Here is a 17,802-nt window from a genome sequence, read left to right on the forward strand (position 1 = left end):
CTCCTGCGCGCCGTCGTCCACAGCGAAGGCGTCACCGCCCTCGTCGCCACCCACGACCCCCAGCTCATCGCCCTCGCCGACCGCGTCCTGGAACTCCGCGACGGCCACATCACCACCACCGACTGACCCCGGGCTTCCTGTGAAGAGTGCGGCCATCACGCCCCTCGGCGCGTAAATTGGGATGCGAACGGTGCCGATCCGTGTGAACACGGAACGCGCGGAGGTGAGGGGATCGCATGGCCTCGGTGACCCGGAAGGCGCGGAGCGTCGAGCACACCGCGGAGAGCCTCCAGGATGATCTGATCCGCCTCGAGGCCCAGAGGCAGGCCCTGGAGAGGGAGCTCGCCGCGGTCGTGGCGCACCTCGGTTCGGTGCAGCGGGCCCTCGGCGCCCTCCAGGCGGTCATGCGCCCCCCGGCGTCCGCCCACGCCGCGCCCGCCGCACCCGCACCCGCACCCGCGGCGGCGGACGCCACGGCCCCCGCCGACGCCGGCAGGACGTACGGGAAGCTCACCGAGCAGATCGTGGCCTTCTTCGAGCGGGCCGGTGACGCGGAGGTGCGCGCCCGTGACGTCGCCGCCGCCCTCGGCCGCGACGGCGACAGTGGCAGCATCAACGCCGTCCGGAGCACACTGGACCGCCTCGTGGGCGCCTCCCGCGTCGATCGCGCGGGCCGCGGCCTGTACCGGGCCCGGCGGCCCTGACGACCTCGCCGGGGCTGCCGCGCGGCGGTTCCGGCTTCTCCCCGAATCCGGGGTTCCACATTCTTCGAACCTTCGGGTTATCGTGGCCGTATGGCGGACCAGCATTCCCACGAGGCGAGCGAGATGAGCCTGCCGCGCGTCCTTGCCGCGCTGAGCGATCCGACGCGGATCGGGATCGTGCGCGTGCTGGCCGACGGCAGGGAACGCGGGTGGGGGCAGTTGCGCGCGCCGGTCGCCAAGTCCACGTTGAGCCACCACCTGAAGATCCTGCGCGAGGCCGGCATCACCCGGACCCGCCAGGAGGGAACGCGTTGCTACGTCACGCTCCGTCGCGCCGAGCTCGACGAACGGTTCCCCGATCTGACCCGCGCCCTGCTCGCGGCGGCCGATGCCGAGGACGTCGGCGAGGTCACCGTGGACGAGCGCTAGGGCCGGACACCGCCGATGGTGTCCAACGTGGTCACCGCGTGTGTTCGCCGTACTAATCTGTGTGCGCGGACGTTGGCCCCCAGGGGCCGGGAATGAGAGGACACATGGTCTCAGCAGCGCACACGACCGAGGATCTCCAGGTCACGGCCGGAGCCCTGCAGGGAGAACTGCAGCGCCTCGAGTCGCAGAGGCAGGCACTCGAACGGGAGTTGGCGGCGGTCGTCGCCCACCTGGGTTCGGTGCGCAGGGCCCTGAGCGCCCTCAGTCACCTCTCGGTGAACGGTCCCGTCGTCGCGGCCGCGGGCACCCGGGCCGACGAGCGGCAGCCCCTCCTCGCCGAGGACGGCGTGGCCGAGGAGACCGGGCACCCGGAGGAGGAGGCCGGCGCCGAGGACGGCACGGCGGAGCAGACCGCCGCCGTTTCCGCGGCGGGCGGCTACGGCAGGCTCACCGAGCAGATCCTGGAGTACCTGGCCACCACGAGCGGGTCGGAGGTGCGGGCCCGTGACGTCGCGGCCGCCCTCGGCCGGGACGAGAACGCCGGCAGCATCAACGCGGTGCGCAGCACGCTCGACCGGCTGGTCGGCGCGTCCAGGGTCCAGCGGGCCGGACGCGGCCTGTACCGGGCCGCCGTCTGACGCTCCGGGGCACCGGCCCGGGTCGTTGTCACGTTCCGGGCGGCTGGACTGTCGAGAGTGTGCTTGACCGGCGCTCCGCGCCGGGTGAGCGGCCGGAGGAGGGGGTTCCCCTGCCCCCCGCCTCCGGCCGCTCCCGTCTCGACCGGCCGAACCGCCTGGAAGGGCAACGATGCTCCCCAACACCGATGGCGCCCCCGACGTACGGGCGATCGTCATGTCACTGGCCGCCGAGGCCGCTTCCCTGGACGCGTACGTCCGCCGGCTGCGCGAGGAGATCTCCGCGGTGGACACCCGGCTGGACGCCGTGCACGACGCCCTCCGCGGCCTGCCCGGACTCGCTCCCGCGGGGCCGGACGTGATCAACGGCATGAAGGACGTGGATCCTTCTTCAGTAGACTGACACTGTGACACAACATGTGAAAAGTGTGAACGCATCCGCCGCGCCCGCCCTCCTCCCCCGTGCCGCCGACGGCGCCGGGCCGCTCGCGCCGGGTACGCACACGGTCACCGTCGACCACAAGGGCACCCCCGTCGCGCAGCGGTACCACGTCGCCGGGTCCGGGGGCCCGGTGTGCGTCGCCCACTCGGGCGGCCCCGGCATCGGCTGGGAGTACCTGCGCATGCCGCTCCTGGAGCGCGAGTTCACGGTGGTGTACGTCGAACCGGTCGGCACCGGCGGGTCCGGACGCCTGCCCGATCCGCGTGACTACACCATGGCGACGTACACGCACTTCCTGAACGGTGTGATCGAGCACCTCGCACAGCCCGCGGTGACGCTGCTCGGCCATTCGCACGGAGGCTTCGTCGCCCAGCAGTACGCGCTGGAGCACCCGGAGCGCCTCGGCTCGCTGGTCCTGTACGACACGTCCCCGGTGACCGGCGAGGAGTTCTGGGCATCCGCCGTGGCCAACATGGCGGGCTTCGCCCGCCGTCATGCCGCGGAGCACCCCGAAGTGGCCGGCTACGTCGAGACGCTGACGACACCGCTCGGCCTGCTCGACGACGACGGTGCCACCGGCTGCCTGCGCGCGATCATGCCCGCGTACGTCGTCGACTACTGGGGGCGCGAGGAGGAGTTCGGGCCCGCGCGCGGCTCGCTGCGCATGTTCGCCGAACCCTCGCTCGGCGTGGGGCCGGCCTTCGACGTCCGCGAGCGGCTGTCCGGCATCACCGCGCCCACCCTGGTGTTCGTCGGCGCCGACGACTTCATCTGCGGCCCGCGCTGGGCGCGGATGCTCCACGAAGGAATCCCCGGTGCGCGGCTCGCCGTCCTGGAGGAGACGGGCCACCTGGCCCACGTCGAACGGCCTGGGCGCTTCACGGAGGTGGTGGCCGGCTTCGTGCGGGAACACGCCGTTCCGCCGGGGCCGCGGCACTGACCCGGGCGCAAGCCGGTCCGGCACGGGTCGCCGGGGCCACCAAGTGCACCGGGAGTGGGGCGCGGTGGGCCACACTCCCGCCCCCGTGCGGGGACCGACGAGACGGGGCGTGAGCTGCACGCCACAAGGCGTCGCACCGGCCGCTCCGCGCCTGCGCCACGGCCGGTGAGGCTGTGGCGCCGGCCGTACACCAACTGCCGCCCGGCCTGGGGCCCGTCACGCTCGGCGAGTCGCCCTGACGGCCACACACCCCGGCGGCACCCTCCGGACACGGCATCGGTGGCAGGTGCGTGTCGCCGCCCGGGGCGCGGAGGGTGCGAACGCGCCCTCCGCGCCCGGTTCACCGCCGGGGCAGGTGGTACGGCTCGCGCGGTACCCGGAGGGCGGGCACGACCAGGCCGTCCACGTACTGCCGGACGAGGCGCGGGCACTTCTCCTCGGTGGCCCGCCAGGTGGTTCCCGGGAGCGGGCGGCCGAGTTGCGACACGACGGCGAGGACGTCCTCGGCGGTCACGTCGTCACGCACCCGGCCCGCCCGCTGCGCGCGCGACAGCAGTCGGCCCGTCGCGGCGACCACACGGGCCCGGGGTCCGGCACCCGCCGCCGAACCGTCGCCGGGGCTCACGGGAAGGCAGTACAGGGCGGCCGGCCGGGCTGCCGCCAGGGACTCCAGGAAGCCGCGCAGCGCGGCCACGGGGTCGTCCACGGCCAGCCGTGCCTCGGCCTCGGCGGCCACGGCCGCGATCCCCTCGGCGACATCGCCGAGCAGTTCCTCACGGCTTCCGTAGTGGCGGTAGAGCGTCGCGTTGCTCACGCCTGCCAGGCGGGCTATCCGGTCCAGCGAGACGCCCGCACCCTGTTCGGCGAGCAGGTCGCCGGCGGCCGTACGGATCCTGCGGCGGTTGCGCACCGCGTCGGCCCGCAGCCCTCCATAGGGTGCCCCGCACTCCTGGCGCGTTCCACCGTTCTGTGCGGGAAGGGTCACGCGCCGGTCCGCGGTGGGCGGGGCGCGCGCAGGTGGGCGCGCCGGGCCAGTTCCTCGTCCTCGACCAGGGTGAGCATCGGCTGTCCGGGCGCGCACAGCATGGTCACGACGAACCGGGTCCGCGCGTCCGGCAGGGCGTTGCCGTCCTGGTAGTGGATCACGTCCCCGCCCGGCTCCCAGAACGTCTCGCCGGCCTTGACGATCCGCTCGGGCTCGCCTTCGAGCTCGAACCGGACCGCGCCTTCGACCACGTATCCGAAGGCCGGCCCCGAGTGGCGGTGCGGCGGGGTCCCGGGGTCACCGGGCGGCCACTCGACGGCGATGGTCATCCCCGAGGCGCCCTCGGGGATGAAGGGCGGCTCGGCTTCCTGCAGCATCGTCACCGCCGTCTTCCAGACCTCCGACCGCGGCCGGTCGTTGCTGCTGCCCTGTGTCTTCGTGTCCGACACTGCGCTGCACCTCCATGGTTGTGCCCGGAATGAGAGGAAATGATGGTATTCCGCCATCGTGCCGGGCCGATGTACCGACATCGGCCGGCGGTGGCCACCGTCATCCCTTCCGGGTGGACGTCGCTCTCACTCGTACGACCGGACGGCAGGCCCTTTTGTGACGTCCGCCTCGTCCCCTCCTCCTGCCCGCGGTGCTGTCACAACCACGGCTCCGCCCTGGTCACAGCAGATGGAGCGGCCGGCTGCGCCGTCACGAGGACACCACCGGGGGTCGCCGGCCCCGCGGACGAAAGGGACCCGGATGAGAGTCGTTGTCGCAGGGGCCACCGGTCTGGTCGGCGCCAGGACCGTCGCCAGGCTGCGGGACCACGGGGTGGAGGTCGTCCCCCTGCCCCACCTCGACCGCTTCGGCGCGACCGCGGACGGGGACCTCGCCGGGGCCCTGCGCGGTGCCGACATCGTGGTCGACGTGACCGACGCGCCCTCGCCCGCGGAGCCGGTCAGCCTGCAGTTCCTCCGCACCGCCACCACCGGCCTGCTGGCCGCCGCCGAGTCCGCGGGTGCCGAGCACCACGTGGTCCTCTCGTTCGTGGGGGCCGAGCGGCTGCTGTCGGGCCGGTTCCGCGCGAAACTGCTGCTGGAGGATCAGGTACGGCACTCCCCGATCCCCCACTCGATCGTCCGGGCCCCCCTGTCCTTCGAGTGCGTCGAGGCGATGGCCCTGGAGGACGCGCGCCAGGACGGCGAGGTGCACGTGGCGCCCGCCCTGGTGCGACCGGCGGCGGCGGACGACATCGCGGCGGCGGTCGCGCACGTGGCGGTGGGGGTGCCGCTGTTCGGCACCCTGGAGGTCGCCGGGCCGCAGGAGTTCGGTCTCGACGAGCTCACCGCCGATCTGCTGGCCGCCACGGGCGACGCCAGGCGGGTCGTCACCGACGAGCACGCGTGGTTCTTCGGCGCCGAGTTGCAGCGCCGGTCGCTGCTCCCGGGAGCGCACGCCCACGTGGGCCGCACGACGTTCCGCGAGTGGCTCGCACGGCGATGACGCCCGCGGCGCCGTCCGCGTGTCCGCCGCACCGCTGCCACTCCTTCCCCGGCGACCGCTCGTCCGCGAGTCCCGTCCGCGGCCGCCGTCCTCCCCTCCCCACCTCCCGACAGGAAGGCCCCCATGAGTGATCCGGCGCAGTCCGCGCAGTTCCCCTCGGCCGGCCGGCTCGACCGGCTGCCCGACCCCGACGCCGAGGAGACCGCCGAATGGCGGGAGTCGCTCGACGCCGTCATCCGGCACGCCGGGCCCGACCGCGCCGCCCACCTGCTGCGGCGCGTCCACGAGTACGCGTCCGCGTCCGGGGTTCCGGTCCCGGGGCTGCTCTCCTCGGAACCCGTCAACACGATTCCCGCGGCCGCCCAGCCGGACTTCCCCGGCGACCTCGCCATGGAGGCCCGGATCACCGCGCTGAACCGCTGGAACGCGGCGGCCATGGTCACTCGCGGCTCCCACCTGGGCCTCGGCGGACACATCGTCACGTACGCGTCGGCCGCCTGGCTCTACGAGGTCGGCTTCAACCACTTCTTCCAGGGCAAGGAGCTCCCCGGGGGCGGTTCCGGCGACCAGCTGTACGTGCAGGGGCACGCGTCGCCCGGCATCTACGCCCGGGCGTTCCTGGAGGGCCGGCTGACGGAGAAGCAGCTGGACGGGTACCGCCGCGAGGCCGACGGCCACGGCCTGCCGTCGTACCCGCACCCCCGGCGCCTGCCGTGGCTGTGGGAGTTCCCCACGGTCTCGATGGGGCTGGGCCCCCTCGCAGCCGTCTACCAAGCCAGGTTCAACCGCTACCTCCACGCCCGGGGCATCAAGGACACCTCCGGGTCGCGCGTGTGGGCGTTCCTCGGGGACGGCGAGGTGGACGAGCCCGAGTCGCTCGCCGCGCTGGCGCTCGCCGCGCGTGAGGGCCTCGACAACCTGACCTTCGTCGTCAACTGCAACCTGCAGCGCCTGGACGGGCCGGTGCGGTCGAACTCCAGCATCGTGCGGGAACTCGAGGGCCGGTTCCGCGGCGCGGGCTGGAACGTGGTGAAGTCCCTGTGGGGCGGGGCCTGGGACACGGTGCTCGCCCAGGACACCGACGGGGCCCTGGTGCGGCGGCTCGGCGAGGTGCCCGACGCCCAGATGCAGACGTACGCGGCACGGGACGCGGCGTACGTACGAGGGCACTTCTTCACCGGAGAGGCGCTGTCGCGCATCGCGGCGGGCCTGACCGACAGCCGGATCACCGAGCTGTTCACCGAGTCGCGGGGCGGCCACGAGCCCCTGAAGGTGTACGCCGCCTACCGCGCTGCCGTGGAGCACCGGGGCGCGCCGTCCGTCGTCCTCGCCCAGACCGTCAAGGGACACACCCTGGGCTCCGACTTCGAGTCCCGCAACGCCAACCACCAGATGAAGAAGCTGACGATGGCGCAGTTCCGCCGGATGCGGGACACCCTGGAACTGCCCATACCCGACAGTGCGCTCAGCGGCGACCAGGTGCCGTACTGGCACCCCGGCGAGAACTCCGAGGAGGTGCGGTACCTGCGGGGCAAGCGGGCCGCCCTCGGTGGCCCCGCGCCGGCGCGGAAGGTGGTCGCCAAGCCGCTGAAGCAGCCTCCGGCGGCGCCCTTCGAGGCGCTGCGGAAGGGCTTCGGCAAGCAGGAGGTGGCCACCACCATGGCCCTCGTGCGGCTGGTCAAGGACCTGATGCGCGATCCGGACACGGGGCGGCGCTGGGTGCCGATCGTCCCGGACGAGGCGCGGACGTTCGGCATGGAGTCGCTCTTCCCGTCGGCGGGCATCTACTCGCCCGACGGTCAGACCTACGAGCCTGTCGACGCCGACCAGTTGCTGCACTACCACGAGGCCGAGAACGGGCAGCTGATCGACGAGGGCATCACCGAGGCCGGGTCGCTGGCGGAGTTCACCGCCGCCGCGACCGCGTACGCCACGCACGGCGAGCCCATGATCCCGCTCTACATCTTCTACGCGATGTTCGGGTTCCAGCGCACGGGCGACCAGTTCTGGGCCCTGGCCGACCAGTTGGGGCGCGGCTTCGTGGTCGGCGCGACCGCCGGGCGCACGACGATGACGGGCGAGGGTCTGCAGCACGCCGACGGGCACTCCCACCTGCTGGCGTCCACCAACCCCGCCGTCGTGAGCTACGACCCCGCGTTCGCCTTCGAGATCGCGGTGATCGTCAGGGAGGGGCTGCGCCGGATGTACGGCGACCGGCCCGAGGACGTCTTCTACTACCTGACGGTCTACAACGAGTCGAAGCGGCAGCCGCCCATGCCCGAGGGGCCGTCGGTCGAGGAGGGGATCCTGCGGGGCATCCACCGCTTCCGGGAGGCGGCGGAGGCGGGCAACGGGCCGCGGATCCAGCTGCTGGCATCCGGCACGGCGATCCACTGGGCGCTGGAGGCGCAGGAGTTGCTCGCGTCCGAGTGGGGGGTGCGGGCGGACGTCTGGTCCGTCACCTCCTGGACGGAGCTGCGCCGCGACGCACTCGACGCCGACCGGCAGGCGCTGGGCGGCGAGGAGCGCGTCCCGTACGTGACGGCGGCGCTGTCGGGGGCCCCCGGGCCCGTCCTGGCGGTCAGCGACTGGATGCGGCAGGTCCCCGACCAGATCAGCCAGTGGGTCGAGCAGGACTACTCGTCCCTCGGCACGGACGGCTTCGGCCTGTCGGACACCCGGGAGGCGGCGCGCCGCTACTTCCGGGTGGACGCGGGGTCGATCGTGGTGGCGGCCCTGGACCGGTTGGCGCGCGCCGGAGCGGTCACCCCGCGGACGGTGGAGCAGGCCCGCGGCCGATACGGCTGGCAGGCCTGACGCGCCCGCCGGGGGCACGGTCGTCTCCGTGTCCCCGGCGGGTCCTCGGTGTGAGGGTCGCCGAGGACCCGCCCCTGCGCCGGGTGACGGCCCGGCGCAGGGTTCACTCGCGTGGTGATTCACTCGCCTGACGGTTCGCTCCTGGCGGGGTTCACTCGCGCATCCCCGCGAGTGCCGCCGCACGGCCTCGCAGGGCCGCCCACGCCGGGACGGCCGCGGCGACGACGGCGAGTACCGCGCAGGCCGCCACGGCAGCGCCGACGGCCGCCCACGGCGGTTCGACCGGGCTGTCCACCGACAGCAGGGCCAGCGCGCACCGCATGCCGGCGAGGTTGAGCCCGGCGACGGCCAGGCCCAGCAGCGCACCGAGCGCGACGACCGCGAGGGACTCGACGGCAACCAGCCGCAGCAGCTGACGCCGCGTGGCCCCGGCCAGCCGCAGCACGGCCAGTTCGCGGATCCGGTCGGAAGTGGCCATCACCATGGTGTTGACCAGGGAGATGGCGGTGTACAGCAGGGCGATGCCGAGGACGAGCAGGAAGCCGAGCCGGGTCGTGCGGTCGTGCTTCGGTCGCAGGGCCGCGAGCCATTCGTCGCGGGTGAGCACCCGGCCGCCGTCCGGGGCCACCGCCTCGCGCAGCGCGGCGGTCACCGCGCCGGCGTCGGCGCCGTCCGCCAGGGCGACGTCCACGCGGTCGACGGGGGCGCCCGGGGCGTTGGCGGGGGTGACGTAGACGCCGTTGCCGCCCGTGCCGGTGGCCATCACCGCCGCGATGCGCAGGGTTCTGGCCGCACCGTTCCCCAGCCACACCCGGACGCTCTGCCCGACGGAGTGCCGTTCCCATTCCTCGTTGACGACGATCGACCCGTCGTCGAGGTCGGTGACCCTTCCCGCGACGAGCGGCAGCCGGGCGGTGGCGGCGAGGGCTCCGGGGTCGGCGGCACGCGCCTGGGACCTGATCAGTGCCGGGCCGTCCTCCATGACGTACACCGCGCTCGACGCGGTCGGTGACACCGTGGTCCCGGGGATGCCTCGCAGGCGCTCCAGGGTCCCGGCGCCGAAGCCCGTGCCGCCCGGTGCGGTGACCACGAAGGCGGCGGTGGTGCTCGCGCGGGCCTCGCGGGCGCCGGCCCGGTCGAGGGTGGCGGGGGCGCCGAGCAGCGAGCCCGTGAGGGCGACCATCACCAGCACCGGCGAGGCGACCGCCGCGGTACGCCGCACGCCGGCGGCGGCGTTCTCCCCCACGAGCATGCCGGCCGCGCCGGGCAGCCGGCCGAGGACCCGGGCGAGCAGCCGGGTCAGCGGGCGCAGCAGAACGGGTGCGAGCAGCGCGGTCGCGGTGATCAGCAGCATCGGGCGGCTCACGTACGTCTTGCGGTGCAGCAGGTCACCGGGGTCGCCGGCGAGGCTGACGCCGAGGCTGACGGCGGCGGTCAGCAGCAGCCCGGCGCCGCCGAGCCAACGGCCCCAGGTCATCGCCCCGGTGTCCACGGACGCTTCGCGCAAGGCCTGCGCGGGCCCGGTGCGGCCGGCCCGCCACGAGGCCGCGGCCGCTCCGCCCAGGGCGACGGACAGGCCCGTCCAGAAGGCCGCGTGGTAGGGCCAGGTGTGGTCGCCGATGGTGAACCAGCCCGGTGCCGGTCCGCCCTCGACCACGGCCGCGGCGAACCCTGGGGCGGCGTACCCGCCGAGCACGCAGCCCGCTCCCGAGGCGACCACGCCGACCAGCAGGGACTCCGCCAGCACCATCCGGCGTAGCTGCCCGGGGGTGGCGCCCACGGTGCGCAGCAGACCGAACTCGCGGCGGCGCTGCGCGACCGCGAAGGCGAACGTGGACGCCACGACGAACACGGACACGAAGGCCGTGACGCCGCCGGCGGTGCCGAACAGGGCGTTCATCGCGGTCACCGCCTCGTCGTCCCGCCCGGGGTCGGCGTCGGCGTACCGCCGGTCGTTCCCGGTGAGGACCCGGGCGCCGCTGCCGCGGACCGCGTCCCGTGCCGCGGAGGCGTCCGTGGCGGCCACCAACTGTGCGCTGAAGGGGCACAGTCGGGCGGCGCGGGCGTCGGTCCAGAACATGGCGTGCTCGAATCCGAGGTCGGGCACGGTGCCCACGACGCGGACGGTCCCCCGGTCGGTGCGCAGGCGCTCGCCCGGTGCGGCCCAGTCGCCGGTCACGACGACCTCGTCGGTTGCGCGGGGCGCGCGTCCCGCGGTGAGCCGGTACGGGGCGAACGCGGCGGTGGACCAGGGATGTCCGACGAGGTCGCCGGGGCCGCCGCGGGTCCGTACGGGAAAGGCACGGTCCTCGACGACCCGGCCGAGGGCCCGCAGCGCGGCCACCGTCGCGGCGGGCACGACACGCGGGGACGCGAGCGGCTGCGTCCGCTCGCCCCGTGGCGTGGGCACCCGCAGGGTGTCCTGGCCGCGGACAACGACGGGCGCGGCGGCGAAGCGTTCCGGCCCGCGCTCGGGCGCATCCTGGGCGGAGGCGAGGACCAGGCCCGTCACGGCGAGCAGCGCGACCCCCAGCGACAGCGCGACGAAGCTGCCGGCGAAGGTGACCCAGCGGGTGCGCAGGGTGTTCAGGGCGACGCTCAGCACTCGACGGCCTCCAGCCCGGTCATGCGCGCGGCGATGGCGTCGGCGCCCGCCGCGGACAGCTCGCCGTTGACGCGGCCGTCGACGAGGAACACGACACGGTCGGCGCAGGAGGCGGCCACCGGGTCGTGGGTGACCATCACGACGGTCTGCCCGTCGCGGTCGGCCATGGCGCGCAGCAGGGTCAGCACCTCGTGGCTGGTCCGCGAGTCCAGGGCGCCGGTCGGTTCGTCGCAGAACAGCACCTCGGGGCGGGTGATCAGCGCGCGGGCCAGGGCGACGCGTTGCTGCTGTCCGCCGGACATCTCCGACGGCCGGTGTCCGGCGCGGTCACCGAGGCCGACCTGTCCGAGGACTTCGCGCACCCTGCCCCGGGAGGGCCGGCGGCCGGCCAGCCGCAGGGGAAGCGCGGTGTTCTGCTCGGCGGTCAGCGAGGGCAGCAGGTTGAACGCCTGGAAGACGAATCCGATGCGTTCGCGGCGCAGCAGGGTCAGCCGGGTCTCGCCGAGAGCGGTGAGGTCGGTGTCGCCGAGCAGGACCGATCCCGAGGTGGGCCGGTCCAGGCCCGCCGCGCACTGCAGGAGGGTGGACTTGCCCGAGCCCGAGGGCCCCATGACGGCGGTAAAGGAGCCCTTGGGGAAGGCGAGGGAGACCTCGTCCAGGGCCGTCACGGCGCTGTCGCCTGAGCCGTACCGCCTGCTGACGGAGCGCAATCGGATGGCGTGGTCGTTCATCTGTCCCCACTGGGTCGGGTGCCGTTCCTCCCCCGCGTCCCGGCGGGGGCGGAGTGATCCGGGACGCGGTGCGCCTCACGGACGGCTCCACGAAATCGCCCGGGGCGGGCGCGGCGCATTGCGGCAGGGGCGAGAACCGCGGTAGGGCCAGGCATACCCCCGGGACTCCCCCTGAGCGGATGGTCCGGGCCCGTGCCCGGGTCCTACGGTGATCCGCATGCAACCCGGGAATGTGTGGCAGGCGATGTCCGGACGCGGTTTCCTGCTGTCCGCGTGGCCGTGGCGCTCGTTGGCGTACCTGCTGACGGGGGTGGTCGCCGGCGCCGTCACCCTTGTGGCGATCGTGACCGCGGCGGCCGCCGGGGCCGCCCTCGCCGTCGTCCTCGTGGGCCTGCCGCTGCTCGTCCTCACCGCGCTCGCCGGCCTTCCCGTCGCCGTGCTGGAGCGGGCCCGGCTGCGCCTGGTGGACCGCGATCCCGCGCCGGGGGCCCATCTGCCGCCAGCCACGGGAGGGTTGTGGGCCTGGCTGACGACCCGGCTGCGGGAGCGGGCGACCTGGCGGGAGCTCGGTCACGCCCTGCTGTTCGCAGGCCTGCTGTGGCCGGTGGACGCCCTCGTCGTCACTCTCGCGCTGGCGGCGCCGCTCTCCCTGGTCGCCGCTCCGGTGCTGATGGCCACCGTCGGTGAGGGGAACGAGGCGAAGGTGCTCAAGCAGTGGACGGTCACCACGTGGCCCGCGGCGTGGGCCACGGCCGCGCTGGGGCTGCTGCTGCTCGTGCTCGGCGCGTACGTGCTGGGCGTCGCCGCGGGCTCCCGGGCCGGGCTCACCCGGCTCCTCGTCGCACCGCGCGAGCGCGACCCGGGAGCCCGGATCGTCGAACTGAGCCGCTCCCGTGTGCGCCTGGTGGACGCCTTCGAGGCGGAGCGCCGCAGGATCGAGCGGGACCTGCACGACGGGGCGCAGCAGCGCCTCGTCGCACTGACCATGGCCCTGGGGCTGGCGCGCCTGGACGCGCCGCCCGGTCCGCTGGCCGACCGGCTCGCCAAGGCCCACGAGGAGGCGGGCCGGGCTCTGGAGGAACTGCGCGAGCTCATCCACGGCATCCACCCCCGGGTGCTGGCCGACTACGGCCTGGCGGCGGCCGTCGCCGACGCCGCCGACCGTTCCGCGGTCCCCGTCGACGTCGATCTGGAACTGTCCGGGCGGCTGCCCCGGGCGGTGGAGGCCGCCGCGTACTTCGTGGTCCGTGAGGCCCTCGCCAACGTGGACCGGCACAGCGCCGCCGGCCGCGCGCGGGTGAGCGGTGGTCACCGGGACGGGCGGCTCGTCCTCCAGGTCCGCGACGACGGCCGGGGCGGCGCCGACCCCGGCGCGGGAAGCGGCCTGACCGGCCTCGCCGACCGGGTGTCCGTGCTGGATGGCAGACTCTCCCTGTCCAGCCCCCGGGGCGGACCGACCCTGCTGCGTGTGGAGATCCCTTGCGAGTCGACCGAGCTCTCCGCGTAGTGCTGGCCGAGGACAGCGTGCTGCTGCGGGACGGGCTGACCGGTCTGCTCGACCGGTGCGGGCACCGGGTCGTGGCCGCCGTGGGCGACGCCGAAGCGCTGGTCGCCGCCGTCGGCGAGCACGCCCCCGACGTGGTGGTGACGGACGTCCGCATGCCGCCCGGCTTCCAGGACGAGGGCCTGCGGGCCGCGGTGCGGCTGCGGCAGGAGCGGCCGGCCCTGCCCGTCCTGGTCCTGAGCCAATACGTGCAGCGCGCCTACGCCGCCGAACTGCTGGACTCCGGCGACGGAACGGGCCTCGGGTACCTGCTGAAGGACCGGGTCGGCCAGGTCGAGGAGTTCGTCGGGGCGCTGTGCGAGGTCGCGGCCGGCGGCACGGTCGTCGACCCCGAGGTCGTACGGCAGTTGCTGCGCCGCCGCCGCGATCCGCTGGAGCGGCTCACCCCGCGCGAGCGGGAGGTGCTGGCGCTGGTCGCGGAGGGCAGGTCGAACGGCGCGATCGCCCGTCAACTGGTGGTCTCCGAGGCGGCCGTGGGCAAGCACATCGGCAGCATCCTGACCAAGCTCGACCTCCCCCCGGCCGACGACACCCACCGCCGTGTCCTTGCCGTCCTGGCCTACCTGAGGGCCTGAGCGCGGTCGTTGAGACCGCCTTCGCGTCGTCCCGGCGGCGCACCATCTCGGCGACCAGGCGGGCGCGAACGGCGACGTGCAGGGCCGGGGGGAGCGCGGCGGCCGCGACGGGCAGGGCAACGCGAGCGGGCCTCGCCCGGCGGTGTTCGCCGCCCGGTCGTCGCCGTGGGACGGCCGTCGCTACACGAGGGCGGAGGTCAGGTCCAGTTCGGCCCAGACGACCTTGCCGTCGGGCGCCGAACGGGATCCCCAGCGGCGGGAGAGCTGGCCGACGAGGAACAGCCCGCGGCCGTTCTCGTCCGTGGTGCGCGCGCTGCGCAGACGCGGAACGCAGACGTCGGTGTCGGACACCTCGCAGGTCAGGGCCTGGTGCCGGATCAGGCGCAGGCCGATCGGGCCGGTGCCGTGCCGCACGGCGTTGGTGACCAGCTCGCTGACGAGCAGCTTCGTGGAGTGCTCGAGCCCTTCCAGGCCCCACGCGCTCAGTTGGGCGCCGGCCAGCCGCCGGGCGTCGCGGACGGCGCTCTCGTCGCAGGGCAGGGTCCAGGAGGCGACCTGGCCCGGACGGAGGGCCCGGGTCCTGACCAGGAGCAGGGTGACGTCGTCGGAGGGTGCCTGGGCGGGGAGGCCGGCCGTCGCACGCGCGCAGAGTTCCTCCAGGGAGCGTCCCGGTTCCGCGAGGGTGGTGCCGAGGCGGTGCATCCCCTCCTCGATGTCACCCTCACGGCTCTCGATCAGACCGTCGGTGTAGAGGGCGATCAGACTTCCCTCGGGCAGTTCCATTTCGACGGCTTCGAAGGGGTCCCCGAGGCCGATCCCCAAAGGCGCCCCGGTGGGCAGGTCGGGGAAGGTGACCCGGCCCTGAGGGTCGATGATCGCGGGTGGGGGGTGTCCGGCCCGGGCCATGGTGCACACGCGGGTGGCCGGGTCGTAGACGGCGTACAGGCAGGTGGCGCCGACGACTGCGGGCGTCTGGTCGGTGGGGTCGGCGTCCTCCTCGACGAGTCGCTGGAGCGTGTCGTCGAGCCGGTGCAGCAGTTCGGCGGGTGGCAGTTCCATGTCGGCCAGGGTGCGGACGGCGGCGCGGAGCGTGCCCATCGTGGCGGCGGCGTGGAGCCCGTGGCCGACCACGTCCCCGACGACGAGCGCGACGCGGGCGCCGGAGAGCGGGATGACGTCGAACCAGTCGCCGCCGACGCCGTGGTCCATGTCGGCCGGCAGATAGCGCGAAGCGGTCTCGACCGCGATGCCGCCCCTCAACCGGCGCGGGAGCAGGTTGCGTTGCAGGGTGAGGGCCGCGGTGTGCTCGCGCGCGTACTGGCGTGCGTTGTCCAGTGCCACCGCGGCGCGCCCCACGAGTTCCTCGGCCAGCAGCAGGTCCACGTCCTGGAACGGCTCCGGGTCCGCGGTGCGGATGAACAGGACCAGGCCCAGCAGTGCGCGCCGGGCGCGGATGGGGACGACCATGAGCGAGTGGACGCCGTTCGTGCGGATCCGGGCGGCGAGGGCGGGGTCCTGGTCGATCCAGATCCCCGGTGCGGTGTCCAGGATCGGCTCGAGGTGCGACGTGCCCGTGCTCAGCACGGAGGCGAAGGGGGAGCGCGGCGGCACGGGGACCGGTTCGCCGCGGACCCACACGGATTCCGGGGCCCCGGCGTGGATGGAGGCCAGACCGGCACGCCGCAGCACGGGCAGGCGCTCGCCCGTCGGATCGATCCGCGCGGGCGGTCCCTCGCTGAACGGCACGGACTGTTCCAGGTCCACCGCGACGTAGTCGGCGAGCAGCGGTACGGCGAGGTCGGCGAGTTCCTGGCTGGTCTGCATCACGTCCAGCGTGCTGCCGAGGCGCGCGCTGGCCTCGCCGACGGCGGCGAGGCGCTCGCGGGCCAGCCGGCTCTCGACGACGTCGGCGCTGATGACGCAGACCCCCAGTGATTCCCCGTCGGCGCCCTGGAGGCAGTGGAACGACGCCGCGAACGGATGCTCCCGGCCCTTGCTCACCGGCAGCCAGGTCCGGTACTCGTGCACCTTGGTGGTGCCGCTCTTCAGCACCTGCCGCATCACCGCTTCGAGGGCGCCGGCCTTGGCTCCGGCCAGGACGTCGACGAAGCGCCGGCCGAGCCGCCGGCCGACCGGGATGCCGTCGTGCTCCTCCATCACGTCGTTGACGAAGACGCAGCGCAGTTGCGGGTCACGGATGACGACTCCGATGGGCGCACGGGCGAGCAGGGGCCCCCACACGGATCCGCTCGCCGCGTCCCCGGAGAGGGCGCCGGTGTCGGTCAGGGTCGCGAGCCAGCGCGTCGCCCCGCCCCGGCCCTGCAGCATCGTGATCCGCAGGCTGACGTCGACCACCCGCCCGTCCCGGTGGGTGACCGCTGCCGTACCCGGCCAGCCGTGGTCGGCACGGCACTGCCGGGTGAACGCCGACATCGAGGGAGCCTCCCCGAAGGACGGCAGCACGAGCGCGGCGGACAGGCCGATCACATCGCCGGCGGCGTATCCGACCAGGCGCTCGGCGGCCGTCGTCCAGGCGACCACCGTCCCCAGCTCGTCGAAGACCGCGAAGGCCGAGTCCGATATCCCGGGCGCGTTCACGTGCTTACCAAGCGTCACCACGTCTGTGCAGGTCATCGAGTCGCGTCCCCAGGGTCTCGTCCTCAGGCGGCCAGGCGGAATGCCCGATTTGCGTCTTCCGGGATCAGACCGGACAGCGTCCGGATCTGTGACAGCGGCACGTCCGGCGCCGCGCCCGTCACCACACGTCGGCGGGGACTTCGGCGGCCGCGATCTCGCCGGTCTCCGCCCAGACGGTCGTCACGCCGTCCTCGTGCACGGTGTGGACCGGGACGGAGGTGTGCGACAGGATGGCGCAGATCTTCCCGTCACCGGGCAGGACGAGCCCGTAGACCTCCTTCCACCCGGCGCCGACGGCGCGGTGCCCGAGGTGGCGCAGCAGCCGGCTGCCGAGCCCGCTGTTCTGCCAGGCGTCCTCGACGAGCAGCGCCGCCTCCGCGTTCCCGCGGTCCGGCATCAGGTGTCCCACGGCGACGATGTCACCGGCCGGCTGCTGGACGCCCAGGTGCACGGCCCCCGGTCTGGCCAGCAGGGTGCGCAGGTAGGTGCGGGGATCGCCCATCGCCCGGTGGTAGCGGCTCCACAGGGTTCCGGTCGAGCACCTGAGGTGCATGGCGACGGCGCGTTCGAGGTCCCGCGGGCCGAGTTCGACCACGCGGTGCCCGTGCCGCGGGGGCAGTCCGCTCCGCGGCCGTGTACAGCCGGAGGGGATCACCGCCGGACCCCGCTCGCGTCCCCACTGGCCGTCACAGCGGGAACCACAGGTCGGCCTCCTCGGCCTCCTCCTTGCCGATCGCGAAGACGGCGATGTCCTTCTTCCGGGATCCCTGCGGCGGCAGTTGCGCCACGTAGGGGTGGTCGCCGTCGCCCACCAGCGGTCTGCCGTGCCCGCCGGAACCCGAAATGGACTCAAAGTACTCGGCGTTGACGTCCCTGTACCGCGCCCACTCCAGCGGAAGGTCGTCCTCGTGGAAGATCGCCTCGACCGGGCACACGGGCTCGCAGGCCCGGCAGTCCACGCATTCGACGGGGTTGATGTAGAGCGTCCGGCCGCCCTCGTAGATGCAGTCCACCGGGCACTCGGCGACGCAGGCCCGGTCCTTGACGTCGATGCAGGGCTGCGCGATGACGTAGGTCACCTTCTGCTCCTTGGTCGCGGCGGGGACGACCACCGGCGGGCCGGCCGCCCCGGGCGTCTTTCGATCAGCCGTATGACCGGAACCCGCCCGACGTTGTGACAAGGACGCCCGCCGGGCGGCCCGGCGACACGACGGCTGTGTCACACAACGGGACGCCGAGCGGTC

Annotated in this window: 16 protein-coding genes and 1 pseudogene; 10 read left to right on the forward strand and 7 right to left on the reverse strand. The window is 74.1% G+C overall.

Annotated features, from left to right (window positions below):
- The 6 genes and pseudogenes from ACFW3D_RS35630 to ACFW3D_RS35655 all read left to right on the forward strand — a co-directional run.
- Positions 1 to 126, forward strand: a pseudogene (locus tag ACFW3D_RS35630) (ABC transporter ATP-binding protein); the annotation flags it as partial.
- 110 nt (positions 127 to 236) lie between these two features.
- Entirely contained in the window at positions 237 to 704 is a 468-nt protein-coding gene (locus tag ACFW3D_RS35635; RefSeq protein WP_500511638.1) for a hypothetical protein, read from the forward strand.
- Positions 705 to 794: 90 nt separating this feature from the next.
- Positions 795 to 1,133: an ArsR/SmtB family transcription factor gene (locus ACFW3D_RS35640; protein WP_500511640.1), complete on the forward strand. Its 339-nt coding sequence runs from the start codon at positions 795 to 797 to the stop codon at positions 1,131 to 1,133.
- A gap of 104 nt (positions 1,134 to 1,237) precedes the next feature.
- Positions 1,238 to 1,771 carry a hypothetical protein gene (locus ACFW3D_RS35645; RefSeq protein WP_500511641.1) on the forward strand — a complete coding sequence of 178 codons (534 nt, stop codon included), beginning with the start codon at positions 1,238 to 1,240 and terminating at the stop codon, positions 1,769 to 1,771.
- Positions 1,772 to 1,940: 169 nt separating this feature from the next.
- Positions 1,941 to 2,171, forward strand: coding sequence for a hypothetical protein (locus ACFW3D_RS35650; RefSeq protein WP_500511643.1), 231 nt, complete (start codon positions 1,941 to 1,943; stop codon positions 2,169 to 2,171).
- Positions 2,172 to 2,196: 25 nt separating this feature from the next.
- Positions 2,197 to 3,150 carry an alpha/beta fold hydrolase gene (locus ACFW3D_RS35655; protein WP_500511645.1) on the forward strand — a complete coding sequence of 318 codons (954 nt, stop codon included), beginning with the start codon at positions 2,197 to 2,199 and terminating at the stop codon, positions 3,148 to 3,150.
- 340 nt (positions 3,151 to 3,490) lie between these two features.
- On the opposite strand, the gene ACFW3D_RS35660 is transcribed toward ACFW3D_RS35655, so the two are convergent.
- Both ACFW3D_RS35660 and ACFW3D_RS35665 read right to left on the reverse strand, forming a co-directional pair.
- Positions 3,491 to 4,135: a TetR/AcrR family transcriptional regulator gene (locus tag ACFW3D_RS35660; protein WP_500511647.1), complete on the reverse strand. Its 645-nt coding sequence runs from the start codon at positions 4,133 to 4,135 to the stop codon at positions 3,491 to 3,493.
- Positions 4,132 to 4,512 (reverse strand): cupin domain-containing protein, encoded by a 381-nt coding sequence (locus ACFW3D_RS35665; protein WP_500511703.1) that lies wholly within the window; start codon positions 4,510 to 4,512, stop codon positions 4,132 to 4,134. Before ACFW3D_RS35665 ends, ACFW3D_RS35660 begins: the two co-directional genes overlap by 4 nt.
- Before the next feature lie 373 nt (positions 4,513 to 4,885).
- Here ACFW3D_RS35665 and ACFW3D_RS35670 point away from each other — a divergent pair, with 373 nt between their 5' ends.
- Both ACFW3D_RS35670 and aceE read left to right on the forward strand, forming a co-directional pair.
- Complete coding sequence (locus tag ACFW3D_RS35670) at positions 4,886 to 5,629, forward strand: SDR family oxidoreductase (RefSeq protein WP_500511649.1); 744 nt, start codon at positions 4,886 to 4,888, stop codon at positions 5,627 to 5,629.
- Positions 5,630 to 5,752: 123 nt separating this feature from the next.
- Entirely contained in the window at positions 5,753 to 8,446 is a 2,694-nt protein-coding gene (gene aceE, locus ACFW3D_RS35675; protein ID WP_500511651.1) for a pyruvate dehydrogenase (acetyl-transferring), homodimeric type, read from the forward strand.
- A gap of 151 nt (positions 8,447 to 8,597) precedes the next feature.
- On the opposite strand, the gene ACFW3D_RS35680 is transcribed toward aceE, so the two are convergent.
- Together ACFW3D_RS35680 and ACFW3D_RS35685 are read right to left on the reverse strand one after the other, a co-directional pair.
- Positions 8,598 to 11,051 (reverse strand): FtsX-like permease family protein, encoded by a 2,454-nt coding sequence (locus ACFW3D_RS35680; RefSeq protein WP_500511653.1) that lies wholly within the window; start codon positions 11,049 to 11,051, stop codon positions 8,598 to 8,600.
- Complete coding sequence (locus tag ACFW3D_RS35685) at positions 11,045 to 11,782, reverse strand: ABC transporter ATP-binding protein (RefSeq protein ID WP_500511655.1); 738 nt, start codon at positions 11,780 to 11,782, stop codon at positions 11,045 to 11,047. The genes ACFW3D_RS35680 and ACFW3D_RS35685 overlap by 7 nt, the downstream gene beginning before the upstream one ends.
- Positions 11,783 to 11,999: 217 nt before the next feature.
- Here ACFW3D_RS35685 and ACFW3D_RS35690 point away from each other — a divergent pair, with 217 nt between their 5' ends.
- Complete coding sequence (locus ACFW3D_RS35690) at positions 12,000 to 13,289, forward strand: sensor histidine kinase (protein WP_500511657.1); 1,290 nt, start codon at positions 12,000 to 12,002, stop codon at positions 13,287 to 13,289.
- Positions 13,289 to 13,921, forward strand: coding sequence for a response regulator (locus tag ACFW3D_RS35695; RefSeq protein WP_500511705.1), 633 nt, complete (start codon positions 13,289 to 13,291; stop codon positions 13,919 to 13,921). The genes ACFW3D_RS35690 and ACFW3D_RS35695 overlap by 1 nt, the downstream gene beginning before the upstream one ends.
- A 180-nt stretch (positions 13,922 to 14,101) precedes the next feature.
- Here the strand turns inward: ACFW3D_RS35695 and ACFW3D_RS35700 are convergent, their stop codons facing one another.
- The 3 genes from ACFW3D_RS35700 to fdxA form a co-directional block, all read right to left on the reverse strand.
- Positions 14,102 to 16,555, reverse strand: coding sequence for a SpoIIE family protein phosphatase (locus ACFW3D_RS35700; RefSeq protein ID WP_500511659.1), 2,454 nt, complete (start codon positions 16,553 to 16,555; stop codon positions 14,102 to 14,104).
- Positions 16,556 to 16,676: 121 nt separating this feature from the next.
- Positions 16,677 to 17,153, reverse strand: a complete 477-nt coding sequence (locus ACFW3D_RS35705) for a GNAT family N-acetyltransferase (protein WP_500511661.1) — start codon at positions 17,151 to 17,153, stop codon at positions 16,677 to 16,679.
- 91 nt (positions 17,154 to 17,244) lie between these two features.
- Positions 17,245 to 17,637, reverse strand: coding sequence for a ferredoxin (gene fdxA / locus ACFW3D_RS35710; RefSeq protein WP_500511663.1), 393 nt, complete (start codon positions 17,635 to 17,637; stop codon positions 17,245 to 17,247).
- Positions 17,638 to 17,802 lie beyond the last annotated feature (165 nt).

The organism is Streptomyces sp. NPDC058864 (genome assembly GCF_042742985.1).
Classification (GTDB): Bacteria; Actinomycetota; Actinomycetes; order Streptomycetales; family Streptomycetaceae; genus Actinacidiphila.

Excerpts from the sequence above, each read along its gene's own strand:
- ACFW3D_RS35635 (WP_500511638.1), top strand. The coding sequence starts at position 237 with ATGGCCTCGGTGACCCGGAAGGCGCGGAGCGTCGAGCACACCGCGGAG.
- ACFW3D_RS35640 (WP_500511640.1), top strand. The coding sequence starts at position 795 with ATGGCGGACCAGCATTCCCACGAGGCGAGCGAGATGAGCCTGCCGCGC.
- ACFW3D_RS35645 (WP_500511641.1), top strand. The coding sequence starts at position 1,238 with ATGGTCTCAGCAGCGCACACGACCGAGGATCTCCAGGTCACGGCCGGA.
- ACFW3D_RS35650 (WP_500511643.1), top strand. The coding sequence starts at position 1,941 with ATGCTCCCCAACACCGATGGCGCCCCCGACGTACGGGCGATCGTCATG.
- ACFW3D_RS35665 (WP_500511703.1), bottom strand. The coding sequence starts at position 4,512 with ATGCTGCAGGAAGCCGAGCCGCCCTTCATCCCCGAGGGCGCCTCGGGG.
- ACFW3D_RS35670 (WP_500511649.1), top strand. The coding sequence starts at position 4,886 with ATGAGAGTCGTTGTCGCAGGGGCCACCGGTCTGGTCGGCGCCAGGACC.
- aceE (WP_500511651.1), top strand. The coding sequence starts at position 5,753 with ATGAGTGATCCGGCGCAGTCCGCGCAGTTCCCCTCGGCCGGCCGGCTC.
- ACFW3D_RS35685 (WP_500511655.1), bottom strand. The coding sequence starts at position 11,782 with ATGAACGACCACGCCATCCGATTGCGCTCCGTCAGCAGGCGGTACGGC.
- ACFW3D_RS35690 (WP_500511657.1), top strand. The coding sequence starts at position 12,000 with ATGCAACCCGGGAATGTGTGGCAGGCGATGTCCGGACGCGGTTTCCTG.
- ACFW3D_RS35700 (WP_500511659.1), bottom strand. The coding sequence starts at position 16,555 with ATGACCTGCACAGACGTGGTGACGCTTGGTAAGCACGTGAACGCGCCC.